Origin of the sequence: Noviherbaspirillum pedocola, from assembly GCF_016632335.1 — a bacterium.
GTDB lineage: Bacteria > Pseudomonadota > Gammaproteobacteria > Burkholderiales > Burkholderiaceae_D > Noviherbaspirillum_A > Noviherbaspirillum_A pedocola.
The window spans coordinates 15,355-27,688 of record NZ_JAEPBG010000005.1; the positions used below are offsets into that span (position 1 = coordinate 15,355).

A 12,334-nucleotide genomic window follows, 5' to 3' on the forward strand; every position below is an offset into this window, starting at 1 on the left:
GTTCTCTGATCGCTCCGGTGCCACAAATCGTTTCGCAACGGAAACTGAAGAGTTTGATCGGCATCAAAAGCGCCGGTTAGCGTCCGTCTAGCATGTGTTTCCTGATATTGCCATTTCAATACGATGAGGAGACCGCCATGTTCACGCATTTCCTTGTGCCCACGGATGGCTCGCCGCTGTCCGCGAAAGCCATTGCTGCCGCCGTCGAGCTTGCGAAAAAGACTGGCGCGCGGCTGACGGTGCTGTCCGTTGCCGAACCGTATCCGTACTCGGCGCTGTCCGAGGGCGCCTTCATGCCGGATCAGACGGAATATGAAGCGAAGATGCGCCAGGTGGCGCAGCGCGCTGTCGATGACGCCGCCACGGTGGCGCGCGCCGCGCAGGTGTCCTGCGAAACCCGCGTGGCCGAATCGTTCTCGCCATCCGAGGAAATCGCCCGCGTGGCCGGTGAACTCGGCTGCGACGCGATCTTCATGGCGTCGCACGGCCGCAAGGGCATCAATCGGCTGTTCGTCGGCAGCGAGACGCAGAAGGTGCTGGCGCATACCAATCTGCCGGTCATGGTGTTCCGATGACGGCCTCCTTCGATTTCCGCCGCGGCTACTGGTCGCCGCGCATGGCGCTCGGCCAGCCGGGCATGGATGCGGCGCACCGTTCCCTGCTGGAAGAACTGGAACGGATCAGCGAGCTCGACGATGCGCAATTCGTCGCCGGCTTCGAGCATTTCATCGCGCTGGTCGAGGCTGATTTCCATGAGGAAGAAGCGGTGATGGAAGGCATCGAGTATTCCGCGCTGCCCACGCACCGGGAACAGCATGCGCGTCTGCTCGGCTACCTGCGCCAGACCGCCAGCCGCATGCGCGAAGGCGACATCGCGGCCGGCAGGGAAGTCACCGCGCTCATGCCGGGCTGGTTCGAACTCCATATCGAAACCATGGATGGCGCGCTGGCGATGCAATGCCAGTACAGCCAGCAGCGGCGCATCGCCTGAACTTGGCAGGGCGGCTTGCGCCGGTCAGTCGTGTTCGAGGTGGTCGGTTGGCATGTCGCGGTTGCTCTTGCTGCCGGCCTCGGTGCGGCTGACGGCGATGAGACCGACATCGACTTCCTCGGGAAAGAAATCGATAGCCCGCGTCAGCGCCCGGTGCAGCGGCATGCCTTCGGCGATCCAGCCGTAGACCGTGTGGGCCAGCAGATGGCGCACGATCTGCTCGCCGACCCCGGTCGCTGCGACTGCCCCGTGCGGTCCGGCATAAAAGCCGCTGCCGATGATCGGCGTATCGCCGACCCGCCCCAGGAGCGCCGGCGCGATGCCGCCGGTCGAGCCGGCGACCGCGAAATGTCCTTCCGCATCGCGCGTGACCGCGCCCACGGTATCGCCGCCTTCCGGCTTGGCCTGGTGGTCGCGCACCTGGCGCTCGAAGAACTGCGTATCGATGCCGGGCAGCGCCGGCAGCTTCGCGCGCAGTTTGGCGATCAGGCGCCGGTGCGCGGCCTGCGCCCGGGAATTGCCAACCGCATGCTCGGCAAAGCCGGCTTCGCGGGCAAACCGTTCCGCACCTTCGCCGGCCAGAAGCCAGTGCGGCGTATTGGCCACCGCGCGCGCCACCAGCACCGGATTGCGGGTCCTTCTCAGACAGGTGACCGCGCCAAGCCGGCCGCGGGTATCCATGATTGCCGCATCCATCTCCACCGTCACGCCATCCAGCCCGAGCACCGAGCCAGCGCCGGCATTGAAGCGGCCGTCATCCTCCATCGCCACCACCGCCGCGACCGCGCCATCGAGCGCATCGCCGCGGCGCATCGCGGCGATCGCCGCATGGGCCGCGCGTACGCAGCCGTCCGCATCGGTGCTCGGTGCGCCCGCGCCACCATGCACCACCACCGCCATCCTCTTCACCATCACCTCGCTCTGCGTATCACTCTTGCAGTGTGCCAGTCTGTCAAGCGGCAAGCTTTGCGTCCGTGCGATGGTTGACATAGAAATCCGTTTTCTGTTTTACGGATACCACGCGTGATCCGTGACAATGCCGCACCGTATCTACTGGAGGCGCGGCGACGCGGCATACGTAGAATCGGTGGCGGGCGGTTGGTGCCTCTCGTAGGGTGGGCGCAGCCCACGCGGTGATCGCACAGACGCGTGGGCTGCGCCCACCCTACAGGACGTCGCTGCGCCCGAGAACCGATAACTACCCAGGAAGCACATGCAGAGCAGCGAAACCGACAGCGTCGAAGCGTATGTCCGCGCACAAGGTGCGGAGCTGGAGCGTGCCGAAGGCCGGGTACTGGTGCGCTATGCCGGCCAGGTGGAGAGCGCCGGTTACACGGTGCGCTACCGCCTGGTGCCGTCCGACGGCATCCTCGCCAACGCCGGCAAGTGGCGCAACGCGAGCCAGGACAAGCGCCTGGCGCTGGTGCACGAGCGGGTGCATCCGCAGGCCATCGCGGCACTGCGCGATGCCGTCATCCGCTTTGTCGAACAGATCGCCGCCCTGGCCGAAGAACACAGCCTGGACGCGATGACCTATCTCGCCGCATTGGCGAGCACCGAAACCGCGACGCCGGCCGACCAGGTGTTCGACCGCATCCGGCAGCGCATCGAGCATGCGGTCGAGCGGCGTATCGAAGAGCGCCAGGCCGAACGCACCCGCGCCAGCATCAATCTTTCTGAATACCCTGACAGTTTCGAGGTGGCGCGGCGCATGCCCCGGCGCTTCATCGCGCTGTTGGGCCCGACCAATTCCGGCAAGACGCACCAGGCGATGGAAGACCTGGCGCGCGCGCAAAGCGGTGTCTATCTGGCGCCGCTGCGGCTGCTGGCGCTGGAAAACTACGAGCGGCTGCAGTCGCTCGAAGTGGACGGCCGCAAGCTGAAAGTCAATCTCATCACCGGCGAGGAACGCCGCATCGAACCCGGCGCGACCCATGTCGCCTCGACCGTGGAAATGCTCGATCCGGCAACAAGGGTGGATGTTGCCGTCATCGACGAGGTGCAAATGCTGGCCGACCGCGACCGCGGCGCGGCCTGGACCGCTGCGATCTGCGGCGTGCCGGCCGGCGTGGTCTATCTGGTCGGGGCGCCCGAGGCGCGCCGCGCGATCGAAGCGCTGGCGCGGCGGCTCGATTGCCCGATCGAGATCCGCACCCTGCAGCGCAAGGCGCCGCTGTCGCTGGAAGCGCAACCGGTGCGCAAGCTGCGCAACCTGCGTCGCGGCGACGCGGTGATTGCCTTCTCGCGGCGCGAAGTGCTGATGTGGCGCGACATGATCACCGAGCTCGGCATGTCGGTGTCCACCGTCTACGGCAATCTTTCGCCCGAGGTGCGGCAGGCGCAGGCGGCGCGCTTTCGCGACGGCACGTCCGAGATCGTGGTCGGCACCGATGCGATCGCGATGGGCCTGAATCTGCCGATCGAGCGCGTGGTGCTGACCACGGTGACCAAGTACAACGGCGTCGAGGAGGAGGAATTGTCGCCCGCCCTGACGCGCCAGATCGCCGGCCGCGCCGGGCGTTTCGGCGTGCACGAGGAAGGCTTTGTCGCCGGCTACGACGACGACACCCACGTGGTGCTGCGCGCCTTGCTGAAGGAAAAGCCGGCGCCGGTGCCGGCCCAGGGCTTTTCGGTGGCGCCGACACTGGCGCATCTGAACCGCATTGCCGCGGTCACTGGTGAGTCCGCGCTGGCGCGCCTGCTGCAGCGCTTCATCCATGACATCGACGTGCCGGACGGCTTTTTCACGCCGCGCATTACCGAGGAACAAGCCGACCGCGCGCTGTGGCTGGATACGCTGAAGCTGCCGCTGGAGCACAAGTTCACCTTGTCGCTGACGCCGATTTCGTCGCGGCTGCCGGCGCTGCATGGCGTCTGGCAGCAATGGGCGAGGCAGGTCGCTTCGGATCGGCCATTGCGCCTGCAAGACGAAGGAGAGTCATGGGCGCGGCAGAGCCTGCAGGAGGTGGAAGACACCTGCAAGCTGTACGCCGCCTACGCCTGGTTATCGTTCCGGCTGCCGCAGTATTTCCCCGACGGCGAACTGGCGCAAAACCTGGCACGCGAAGCTTCGGAACGCATCGACCGCATGCTGCAGGCGCAGAACGCGGCGATGCGCAGGAAGCCGGGACGGCGGCGGTATTGATAGCGGCGCAGGTGGGGCTGCCAAGCCAGCCCTTTCAAGGTGAATTCAGATTGACTTTCAGGCCTTCGGTAGTCCGGGAAGATATGGTGCAGTTGCAGTTGCAGTTGCAGTTGCAGTTGCAGTTGCAGTTGCAGTTGCAGTTGTCTTTGCCTTTGTAGTTGCTGTTGTCGTTGTTGTTGCCTTTGACCCCCGTTGATTGCGCCGTGACGGTGATGCCCGGAGCGGGAAAAGGTGCGGCGTCTGTTTGAGCGCAGCGCAGCGTAGCGAGTTTAGCCGCGCCCCGCTCCGGGCATCGACGGCACGGGAACCCCGCGCAGCGGGGCGCAATCTCCGGGGCGCCTTTTCTTGCCTACTTCTTTTGGCGCGCAAAAGAAGTAGGCCGGCTGCCGGGCCGGGACCCGGCTAGGTCGAGGAGGAGCTGAACGTATCGCATCACCGGAGTGAGGTGCTTGAGAGGGCAGGCTCTTGCCTTGGTCGTCGTCGCGTTGGTCGAGGCTTGAATTGAAAGGCCCGCCCGGTCGGGGTTTGAAGCCCGATGACCCGAAACGGCCATCTTGCTTGGCGACCAAGCCGGGTCCCGGCCCGGCAGCCGGGTTACTTCTTTTGGCGCCAAAAGAAGTAACCAAGAAAAGGCGTCCCGGAGATCGCGCCCCGCTACGCGGGGTTCCCGTGTCGCCGGGCCTTGAAGCGGGGCGCGGCTAAACTCGCTACGCTGCGCTTCGCTCAGACAGACGCCGCACCTTATCCGCTTCAAGGCCCGGCGCCACGGCGCGATCAACGGGATTAAAAGCAACGGCAACGGCAAAAGCCAAAACCCAACGGCAGCTACAACGGCAACAACAAAAGCCAAAACCAACGGCAACGACAACGACAACGGCAACGACAACGGCAACGACAACGGCAACGACAACGGCAACTGCGTAGCGCTGCGCCCGCGCAGCGTTCTGCTATTACAGCCAATGCAGCAGTTACCGCGCGGCGACCTCGAAAGGGCTGGCTTGGCAGCCCAACCCACGTTGCGCAACTTACCGCATGCTCCCGCCTGTCGTCCCGCCGCCCATGCCGCCGGTGCCGGCAGCCTTCGACGCGCCGCCGTCCGCGGCTGAACCGGCGCTGCCCGCCGAATTCATGCCCGAGCCGTTGCGGTCCGTGCCGGTGCTGCTGCGCTGATCCGTGCTCGAGGCCCCTGCGCCGGCTGCCGAGCTGCCGGATGCGCCGGATACGCTGCTGGCGCGGCCGTGGTTCGGTGCGCCGGGATCGCCCGAGCCGCCGGCATAACCGCTGTTGGACTTGCTGCCGGCGCGTCCCGGCGGCGCATTCGGCCCCGGGTCCGGCACCCGCGGCGCGCTGGCGGCATTGCCATCGCCGACATGCGAGCCGCGTCCCGAACCGCCGGCATTGACGCCTTGCGAGTTCGATGAGCTCGCTGGATTGCTTGCACTCTGCGCCCAGGCGCCCGTGCTCAAGGCCAAGGCCGCGGCAAGCGCAGCAGCACATTGCGTATATCGTGAAACCCGCATGATTTCTCCTTGTCTGGTCGCGGAAGGGCAGCGGTTGCGCCATTCCGTATGGCCGATTAGAGCCACGCCAGCGTCAGAGTTCAGGCAACTCTCGCGCGCCAACGACTTGCGCAAACCGGCATCCGGGGCCGAATTTATGCGGCAGCGCAAAACGAATGGCTCATCTTCTCCTACAGGGGCTTCAGTGCTCGTCCGATACAACCCGGCCATTCGCTTGTCTAGGATGGTCCGCAGTCCAGATCGCGCACCACCATGGAGCGGTGCCGGCCCGGGCAGCGAGATGACAGTCCGACTCACTTTTCTAGGAGCAAATCATGGCTAACAAGTCCCAGGGCGGCAAACAGACCAGCCTGCGCGGCTTTGCATCGATGGACAAGAACATGCAGCGCGAAATCGCCAGCCAGGGCGGCCGCGCCGCCCACCGCAGCGGCAATGCCCACGAGTTCACATCGGAAGAAGCACGCGCAGCCGGCCGCCTGAGCCATAAGAACAGCGCCAACCGTTCCAGCTCCTCGTCCGGAAATCGCGGCAGCGAAAGCGGATCGGGCATGCAGGGCGGCTCCAGCGAGCAGCATGCCGCCGCCGGCCGCCACAGTCACGAAGGCAACAAGTAAGCGGCAAACACGACAGACGACGCCGGGTCATGCGCCCGGCGTCTTTTTACGTCCTGTGGCTGCGGGCCTGCTCAAGCAGGCCTTCGCTGCGGATGAAGTCGACCACCTTGTCCACGCCGTCACCTTTCCTCAGGTTGGTGAAGAAGAAGGGGCGCTCACCACGCATGCGCCTGGCATCGCGCGCCATCACCTCCAGGTCGGCGCCGACATGCGGCGCGAGGTCGGTCTTGTTGATGATCAGCAGATCCGAGCGGGTAATGCCGGGGCCGCCCTTGCGCGGTATCTTTTCGCCGCCAGCGACATCGATCACGTAGATCGTCAAATCAGACAGTTCCGGGCTGAAGGTTGCCGCCAGGTTGTCGCCGCCGGACTCGACCAGGATCAGGTCCAGGTCCGGGAAGTCGGCCGACATGCGCGCGATCGCCTCCAGGTTGATCGACGCATCTTCGCGGATCGCCGTATGCGGACAGCCGCCGGTCTCCACGCCCATCAGGCGCTCGGCCGGCAGCGCGTCGGCGCGCAGCAGGATCTCCATGTCTTCCTTGGTATAGATGTCATTGGTGATGACGGCCATGTCGTAATGGTCGCGCATGGCCTTGCACAGCATTTCGCACAGCGCGGTCTTGCCGGAGCCGACCGGACCGCCGATGCCGACGCGCAGCGGGGAGGAAGGAGAGGAGGGATGGGTCATGATGGTCTCTTCAGAAGGCAATAGGGAATTCAGGATCGGTACAAGCGGCTGTACTGGGTCTCATGGCGCATCGACAGCAGCGACAGTCCCGGCGCCCAGTTGCACAGCGCATCGTCTTCCAGTGACAGCGCCAGCGCCGCCGCGGCTTCGATCTCGGCACGCAGCGACAACAGCAGCCGCTGTCCAGCGACCTGGCCGAGCGGTACTGACTTTACACAGACCAGCGCCGCATTCTCGGTCCAGGAAAACAGCATGCCGAGCAGTGCGGCCTCATGCGGCACTTCAAGCGCCACCGCGGCGAAGGCCAGAGCGGTCGGCAACGGTGTCTCGGTGACCGGCGGCAGCAGCGCGGCGAGCGCATCGTCGCCGAGCTTGAGATCCAGCACCAGACGCGACAGCGAATACCCCATCTGCAGGGTCTCGGCGCGCAGCTCGGCGGTATCGCGCGCGGCGAGAAAGCGCTCGTTCCAGTGCGCAATCGACGCGGCGTCGCGCGCGGCAAAGGCTTGCAGCAGACGGTGAAACACCGGCGCTTCAAAGCGGGCGACGATGTGCGCGAGCTGATCGGCGATCCATGCGCGCGCGGAAGCTTCGTCGCTGACGATGCCGGCTTCCAGCGCTGCTTCCAGGCCCTGCGAATAACTGTAGGCGCCGATGGGCAGCGACGGGCTGGCCAGCTGCAGCAAATGCAGCAGCGGTGCGGCCGCGAGCTTCATTCGCGTTCCAGCGGCCGGTGGATCTTTTGCCGCAGCGGCACCGGCGCCAGCAGCGAGTCGCCATGGTGATGATGGCCGCCGCCATAGGCGCCCGCTTCGGGCTCGAACGGCGCATCCTGCTCGGCCACGACAGCGCCCAGGCCTTCGAGCATTTCCTTGAGCACCGGGTCCTTGCGTATGCGCAGAAAGTCGCCATCGGTATCGCTGCCGACCTGCGCCTGCGTATGGCGGTTGCCGAGGTGGAAGGCACAGCGCAGCAGCTCGCGGCTGCTGGAGGCCGAGACGCGATACGTCGCTTCCTCGGCGGCGATGACGCGAATCACGCGGTTATCGTCGCCGGCGAGCAGATCGCCGTCGCGCAGCACGGTGCCGCGCTGAGTGAAAAGCGCGACTTCTTCGCCGGATTCGAGCCTTGCGCGCAGGCGGCTCTTTTCGCGCAGCTCGAAGGGAAGGCGCAAGGTGCCGTCGATGCGGTCGGCGGAAGAGAGTTTGGTGGTCAGGGTCAGCATGAATTCATCCACATCGAAAAAGAGCAATCGCTCGCATCCCGTAGGGTGGGCGCAGCCCACGCGGCATGGTCGATGACGGTTGACCAACCAAACGCGTGGGTTGCACCCACCCTACGAATCAGAACAGGAAATACCGCTGCGCCATCGGCAGCTGCGCCATCGGCTCGCATACCAGCAGCTCACCATCGGCGCGCACCTCGTACGTCTCCGGATCGACTTCCATCTTCGGCAGCGCATGGTTATGAATCATGTCGGCCTTGCGGATGCGGCGGATGTCGCGCACCGCCATCAGCGGCTTGGCAAGCTTCAACATGTCGCCGATGCCGGCTTCCATGGCCGCCTTCGACACGAAGGTCACCGAAGTCTTCAGGCCGCCGCCATAGGCGCCGAACATCTTGCGGTAATGCACCGGCTGCGGCGTCGGTATCGATGCATTCGGATCGCCCATGGTAGCCGCCGCGATCATGCCTCCCTTGAGGATCATCGATGGCTTCACGCCGAAGAAGGCCGGCTTCCACAGCACCAGGTCGGCGAGTTTGCCGGTCTCGATCGAGCCGACGGCATGGGCGATGCCATGGGTGAGGGCCGGATTGATCGTGTACTTGGCGATGTAGCGCTTGGCGCGGAAGTTGTCGTTGCGCGCGCTGTCCTCGGGCAAGGATCCGCGCTGCACCTTCATCTTGTGCGCGGTCTGCCAGGTGCGCATGATCACCTCGCCGACGCGGCCCATGGCCTGCGAGTCCGACGACATCATGCTGATGGCGCCGATGTCATGGAGGATGTCCTCGGCGGCAATGGTCTCGCGGCGGATGCGCGACTCGGCGAAGGCCACGTCTTCGGCGATGGCAGGATCGAGATGGTGGCAGACCATCAGCATGTCCAGATGCTCGTCCAGCGTGTTGATGGTGTACGGGCGGGTTGGATTGGTCGATGACGGCAGCACATTGGCTTCGCCCACCGCCGCGATGATGTCCGGCGCATGGCCGCCGCCGGCGCCTTCGGTGTGGAAGGTATGAATGGAGCGGTCACGGAAGGCGGCCAGTGTGTGTTCAAGGAAGCCGGCCTCGTTCAAGGTGTCGGTATGGATGGCGACCTGCACATCGAAGCGCTCGGCCACCGACAGGCAATTGTCGATCGCCGCCGGCGTCGAGCCCCAGTCCTCGTGCAGCTTCAGGCCGATGGCGCCGGCGCGGATCTGCTCTTCGATCGGCAGCGGCAGGCTGACATTGCCCTTGCCGAGAAAGCCGAGGTTCATCGGGAAGGCATCGGCCGCGGCCAGCATCGCGTGGATGTGCCACGGACCCGGCGTGCAGGTGGTGGCCGCGGTGCCCACGGCGGGTCCGGTGCCGCCGCCGAGCATCGTGGTCACGCCCGACATCAGCGCTTCCTCGATCTGCTGCGGGCAGATGAAATGGATGTGGCTGTCGATGCCGCCGGCGGTGACGATCATGCCTTCGCCGGCGATGATCTCGGTGGCTGCGCCGATGGCAATCGTTACGCCCGGCTGGATATCCGGATTGCCGGCCTTGCCGATGGCGGCGATGTGCCCGCCCTTGATGCCGATATCGGCCTTGACGATGCCCCAGTGATCGAGGATCAGCGCGTTCGTGATCACGGTATCCATCACGCCCGCATGCGGCAACTGCGACTGGCCCATGCCGTCGCGGATCACCTTGCCGCCGCCGAACTTCACTTCCTCGCCGTAGATGGTGTAGTCGCGCTCGACTTCGATGAAGAGATCGGTGTCGGCCAGGCGCACCCGGTCGCCCGTGGTCGGGCCGAACATTTCCGCATAGGCCTGCCGGCTGATGCGGCTCATTGCTCGGCTCCGGTCTTCAGTGGGCCCATCACCTTCGCATTGAAACCATAGACGGCGCGGCCGCCCGCCAGCGCCACCAGTTCCACGGTGCGCGACTGCCCCGGCTCGAAGCGCACCGCGGTGCCGGCGGCGATGTTCAGTCGCATGCCGTAAGCCGCGTCACGCTCGAATTGCAGCGCCGGATTGGCTTCGAAGAAGTGAAAGTGCGAGCCGACCTGTATCGGCCTGTCGCCGCTGTTGGCTACGGTGACCGTGACGGTCGCGCGGCCGGCATTGAGTTCGATCTCGCCGGGCTCGATCAGCATTTCTCCTGGGATCATGAACTTTCCTTTCAGGGGATCGGGTGGTGAACGGTGACGAGCTTGGTGCCGTCGGGGAAGGTGGCTTCGACCTGGATTTCGGGAATCATCTCGGCCACGCCTTCCATCACATCGTCGCGCGTGAGGATGCGCGCGCCTTCGCTCATCAGCTCGGCCACGGTACGGCCGTCGCGCGCGCCTTCCATCACCGCGGCGGTGATCAGTGCCACCGCTTCCGGATAATTCAGCTTCAGGCCGCGCGCGCGGCGACGTTCGGCCAGCAATGCCGCGGTGAAGATCAGCAGCTTGTCCTTTTCCCTCGGGGTGAGTTCCATCGGTTCTCCGGGTGTTGAGTATTCGGGTGTTCAGGTATTCAGGTGTTCCAGATGCGCGGCACGCAGGCTTCGCGCTGGATCAGCGCGGGACGAATGCGCATCCAGCAGCGCGTCATCAGCATGCGCGCGGTTTCGCTGGCATCGCCCAGATAGCGCGCCACCAGCACCGATTTCATTTGCGTGGCGCCGAACCAGGCGTTCTCGCCGGCATGTGCAGCCATGTCTTCACGCAGCTCGGCCAGTAGCGATGCGGGCAACACGCGTCCGCAGGCAACGAGCGTGGCACACACGGTCTTGCCGGCCATGCCGAGCGGACTGGTCATCGCTGCCGATCCGCCTTCGAGCACGCCGCGCTCATGCCAGAGCAGCTTGCCGCCGCGCCGGATGCGGGTTTCCTGGCGCACGCGGCCGCGCGTGTAGCGCTCGCCTGACGCGGTGCGGCCGAAGCACAGGATCTCCAGGCCGATGTAATTGGCGTCGCTCGCCAGATCCACCGAGCAATCGAGATCGACGCAGGCATCGTCGAAGAAGATGGTTTCCTGCGGCAGCCATTCCAGCGAGGCGCCGGCAGCGACTTCGAGGTCGACGCGCTGGCGCGAGGTGCGGCCATTGGCGCGATACCACTTCGCCGCGCCGGGCGTGGTCAGCAGCGCGGCCGCATCCTGCGCGACCGAGGCGGTGATGCTCAGTTGGTCGCCGCCGACTACGCCTCCTGGCGGATGCACCACGATGCCATGGCATACCTCGGGGCCTTCCGGATACAGCGGCTTCTGGAAGCGCAGCGGGCCGACATGACTGCGTTCGACGAGACGGCTCGCGCCATGGCTGCGCGCGAAGCCCAGGCGCAGCGACGCCTGCCATGCGCTGGATGCGGCATCGGGAATGGCTATTGAAACTGGAGCGTTTGCCGGGGCAGAGGCTGTGTGCAGTGCGGATGGATGCTTCATGCCGGCACTATACCGCGAGGTGTCGCCTCACGTGCTCGGAATCCATGTCCTCGCGCGTGCCGGCGGCCACGGTCTCGCCGCGTGAGAGCACCATGAAGTCGTCGGCAAGTTCATGCGCGAAGTCGAAGTACTGCTCGCACAGCAGGATCGCGATATCGCCGCGCTCGCGCAGCGATTTGATGACGCCGGCGATGTCCTTGATGATGGACGGCTGTATGCCTTCGGTCGGCTCGTCGAGAATGATCAGCTTCGGCTCGGACACCAGCGCCCGCGCGATCGCCAGTTGCTGCTGCTGGCCGCCGGACAGATCGCCGCCGCGCCGGTGCAGCATGGTCTTGAGCACCGGAAAGGTCTCGAGCATGCGCTCGCGCGCCGCGCGTCCGGCACCAGGGGATTTCGCGGCCAGGCCCATCATCAGATTTTCATCGACGCTGAGGCGCGGAAAGATTTCACGGCCCTGCGGCACATAAGCCATGCCGAGCGCGGCGCGCTGATGCGGCTTCATCGTGGTGACTTCGCGGCCATCCAGCGCAACCGTGCCCGAAGCGACCGGCAGCACGCCCATCAGGCACTTGAGCAGCGTGGTCTTGCCCACGCCGTTACGGCCGAGCAGCGCAAGGCAGCGGCCTTTTTCCAGGCGCAGGGACACGCCGCGCAAGGTGTGGGACGAGCCGTAATATTGGTTGAGGTTTTTCGCTTCGAGCATGGTTTTTCGTTCCGTTCATTGCGACAGGTCCTGCGTAGGTTG

The 12,334-nt window shown here is 65.4% G+C and carries 14 protein-coding genes; 4 read left to right on the top strand and 10 right to left on the bottom strand.

Features of this window, described 5'->3' with window-relative positions:
* Positions 1 to 137: 137 nt before the first annotated feature.
* Both JJB74_RS13190 and JJB74_RS13195 read left to right on the top strand, forming a co-directional pair.
* Positions 138 to 575: a universal stress protein gene (locus JJB74_RS13190; protein ID WP_200592354.1), complete on the top strand. Its 438-nt coding sequence runs from the start codon at positions 138 to 140 to the stop codon at positions 573 to 575.
* Positions 572 to 991 (top strand): bacteriohemerythrin, encoded by a 420-nt coding sequence (locus JJB74_RS13195; RefSeq protein WP_200592355.1) that lies wholly within the window; start codon positions 572 to 574, stop codon positions 989 to 991. Before JJB74_RS13190 ends, JJB74_RS13195 begins: the two co-directional genes overlap by 4 nt.
* Positions 992 to 1,015: 24 nt before the next feature.
* On the opposite strand, the gene JJB74_RS13200 is transcribed toward JJB74_RS13195, so the two are convergent.
* The gene (locus tag JJB74_RS13200) at positions 1,016 to 1,903 is read right to left on the bottom strand and encodes an isoaspartyl peptidase/L-asparaginase (protein WP_200592356.1); all 888 of its coding nucleotides are present in this window, start codon (positions 1,901 to 1,903) and stop codon (positions 1,016 to 1,018) included.
* A gap of 301 nt (positions 1,904 to 2,204) precedes the next feature.
* On the opposite strand from JJB74_RS13200, the gene JJB74_RS13205 reads away from it, so the two are divergent.
* The gene (locus JJB74_RS13205; RefSeq protein ID WP_200592357.1) at positions 2,205 to 4,136 is read left to right on the top strand and encodes a helicase-related protein; all 1,932 of its coding nucleotides are present in this window, start codon (positions 2,205 to 2,207) and stop codon (positions 4,134 to 4,136) included.
* Positions 4,137 to 5,161: 1,025 nt separating this feature from the next.
* On the opposite strand, the gene JJB74_RS13210 is transcribed toward JJB74_RS13205, so the two are convergent.
* Entirely contained in the window at positions 5,162 to 5,656 is a 495-nt protein-coding gene (locus JJB74_RS13210) for a hypothetical protein (protein WP_200592358.1), read from the bottom strand.
* Positions 5,657 to 5,970: 314 nt separating this feature from the next.
* Between JJB74_RS13210 and JJB74_RS13215 the strand changes: the two genes are divergently transcribed.
* A complete protein-coding gene (locus JJB74_RS13215; RefSeq protein WP_200592359.1) occupies positions 5,971 to 6,270 on the top strand; it encodes a KGG domain-containing protein in 300 nt (99 codons plus the stop codon).
* 46 nt (positions 6,271 to 6,316) lie between these two features.
* On the opposite strand, the gene ureG is transcribed toward JJB74_RS13215, so the two are convergent.
* The 8 genes from ureG to urtE form a co-directional block, all read right to left on the bottom strand.
* A complete protein-coding gene (gene ureG / locus JJB74_RS13220) occupies positions 6,317 to 6,961 on the bottom strand; it encodes an urease accessory protein UreG (RefSeq protein ID WP_200592360.1) in 645 nt (214 codons plus the stop codon).
* A 29-nt stretch (positions 6,962 to 6,990) separates the two neighbouring features.
* The gene (locus JJB74_RS13225; protein ID WP_200592361.1) at positions 6,991 to 7,677 is read right to left on the bottom strand and encodes an urease accessory protein UreF; all 687 of its coding nucleotides are present in this window, start codon (positions 7,675 to 7,677) and stop codon (positions 6,991 to 6,993) included.
* Positions 7,674 to 8,186: an urease accessory protein UreE gene (gene ureE / locus JJB74_RS13230; protein WP_200592362.1), complete on the bottom strand. Its 513-nt coding sequence runs from the start codon at positions 8,184 to 8,186 to the stop codon at positions 7,674 to 7,676. Before ureE ends, JJB74_RS13225 begins: the two co-directional genes overlap by 4 nt.
* 118 nt (positions 8,187 to 8,304) lie before the next feature.
* Positions 8,305 to 10,005: an urease subunit alpha gene (ureC, locus tag JJB74_RS13235; protein WP_200592363.1), complete on the bottom strand. Its 1,701-nt coding sequence runs from the start codon at positions 10,003 to 10,005 to the stop codon at positions 8,305 to 8,307.
* Positions 10,002 to 10,325, bottom strand: coding sequence for an urease subunit beta (locus JJB74_RS13240; RefSeq protein ID WP_200592364.1), 324 nt, complete (start codon positions 10,323 to 10,325; stop codon positions 10,002 to 10,004). The genes ureC and JJB74_RS13240 overlap by 4 nt, the downstream gene beginning before the upstream one ends.
* Before the next feature lie 11 nt (positions 10,326 to 10,336).
* Positions 10,337 to 10,639 carry an urease subunit gamma gene (locus tag JJB74_RS13245; protein WP_200592365.1) on the bottom strand — a complete coding sequence of 101 codons (303 nt, stop codon included), beginning with the start codon at positions 10,637 to 10,639 and terminating at the stop codon, positions 10,337 to 10,339.
* A gap of 38 nt (positions 10,640 to 10,677) precedes the next feature.
* The gene (locus JJB74_RS13250) at positions 10,678 to 11,586 is read right to left on the bottom strand and encodes an urease accessory protein UreD (RefSeq protein ID WP_200592366.1); all 909 of its coding nucleotides are present in this window, start codon (positions 11,584 to 11,586) and stop codon (positions 10,678 to 10,680) included.
* 7 nt (positions 11,587 to 11,593) lie between these two features.
* A complete protein-coding gene (gene urtE, locus JJB74_RS13255) occupies positions 11,594 to 12,292 on the bottom strand; it encodes an urea ABC transporter ATP-binding subunit UrtE (protein ID WP_200592367.1) in 699 nt (232 codons plus the stop codon).
* Positions 12,293 to 12,334: the final 42 nt, after the last annotated feature.

Excerpts from the sequence above, each read along its gene's own strand:
- JJB74_RS13190 (WP_200592354.1), top strand. The coding sequence starts at position 138 with ATGTTCACGCATTTCCTTGTGCCCACGGATGGCTCGCCGCTGTCCGCG.
- JJB74_RS13195 (WP_200592355.1), top strand. The coding sequence starts at position 572 with ATGACGGCCTCCTTCGATTTCCGCCGCGGCTACTGGTCGCCGCGCATG.
- JJB74_RS13200 (WP_200592356.1), bottom strand. The coding sequence starts at position 1,903 with ATGGTGAAGAGGATGGCGGTGGTGGTGCATGGTGGCGCGGGCGCACCG.
- JJB74_RS13205 (WP_200592357.1), top strand. The coding sequence starts at position 2,205 with ATGCAGAGCAGCGAAACCGACAGCGTCGAAGCGTATGTCCGCGCACAA.
- JJB74_RS13210 (WP_200592358.1), bottom strand. The coding sequence starts at position 5,656 with ATGCGGGTTTCACGATATACGCAATGTGCTGCTGCGCTTGCCGCGGCC.
- JJB74_RS13215 (WP_200592359.1), top strand. The coding sequence starts at position 5,971 with ATGGCTAACAAGTCCCAGGGCGGCAAACAGACCAGCCTGCGCGGCTTT.
- ureG (WP_200592360.1), bottom strand. The coding sequence starts at position 6,961 with ATGACCCATCCCTCCTCTCCTTCCTCCCCGCTGCGCGTCGGCATCGGC.
- JJB74_RS13225 (WP_200592361.1), bottom strand. The coding sequence starts at position 7,677 with ATGAAGCTCGCGGCCGCACCGCTGCTGCATTTGCTGCAGCTGGCCAGC.
- ureE (WP_200592362.1), bottom strand. The coding sequence starts at position 8,186 with ATGCTGACCCTGACCACCAAACTCTCTTCCGCCGACCGCATCGACGGC.
- ureC (WP_200592363.1), bottom strand. The coding sequence starts at position 10,005 with ATGAGCCGCATCAGCCGGCAGGCCTATGCGGAAATGTTCGGCCCGACC.
- JJB74_RS13240 (WP_200592364.1), bottom strand. The coding sequence starts at position 10,325 with ATGATCCCAGGAGAAATGCTGATCGAGCCCGGCGAGATCGAACTCAAT.
- JJB74_RS13245 (WP_200592365.1), bottom strand. The coding sequence starts at position 10,639 with ATGGAACTCACCCCGAGGGAAAAGGACAAGCTGCTGATCTTCACCGCG.
- JJB74_RS13250 (WP_200592366.1), bottom strand. The coding sequence starts at position 11,586 with ATGAAGCATCCATCCGCACTGCACACAGCCTCTGCCCCGGCAAACGCT.
- urtE (WP_200592367.1), bottom strand. The coding sequence starts at position 12,292 with ATGCTCGAAGCGAAAAACCTCAACCAATATTACGGCTCGTCCCACACC.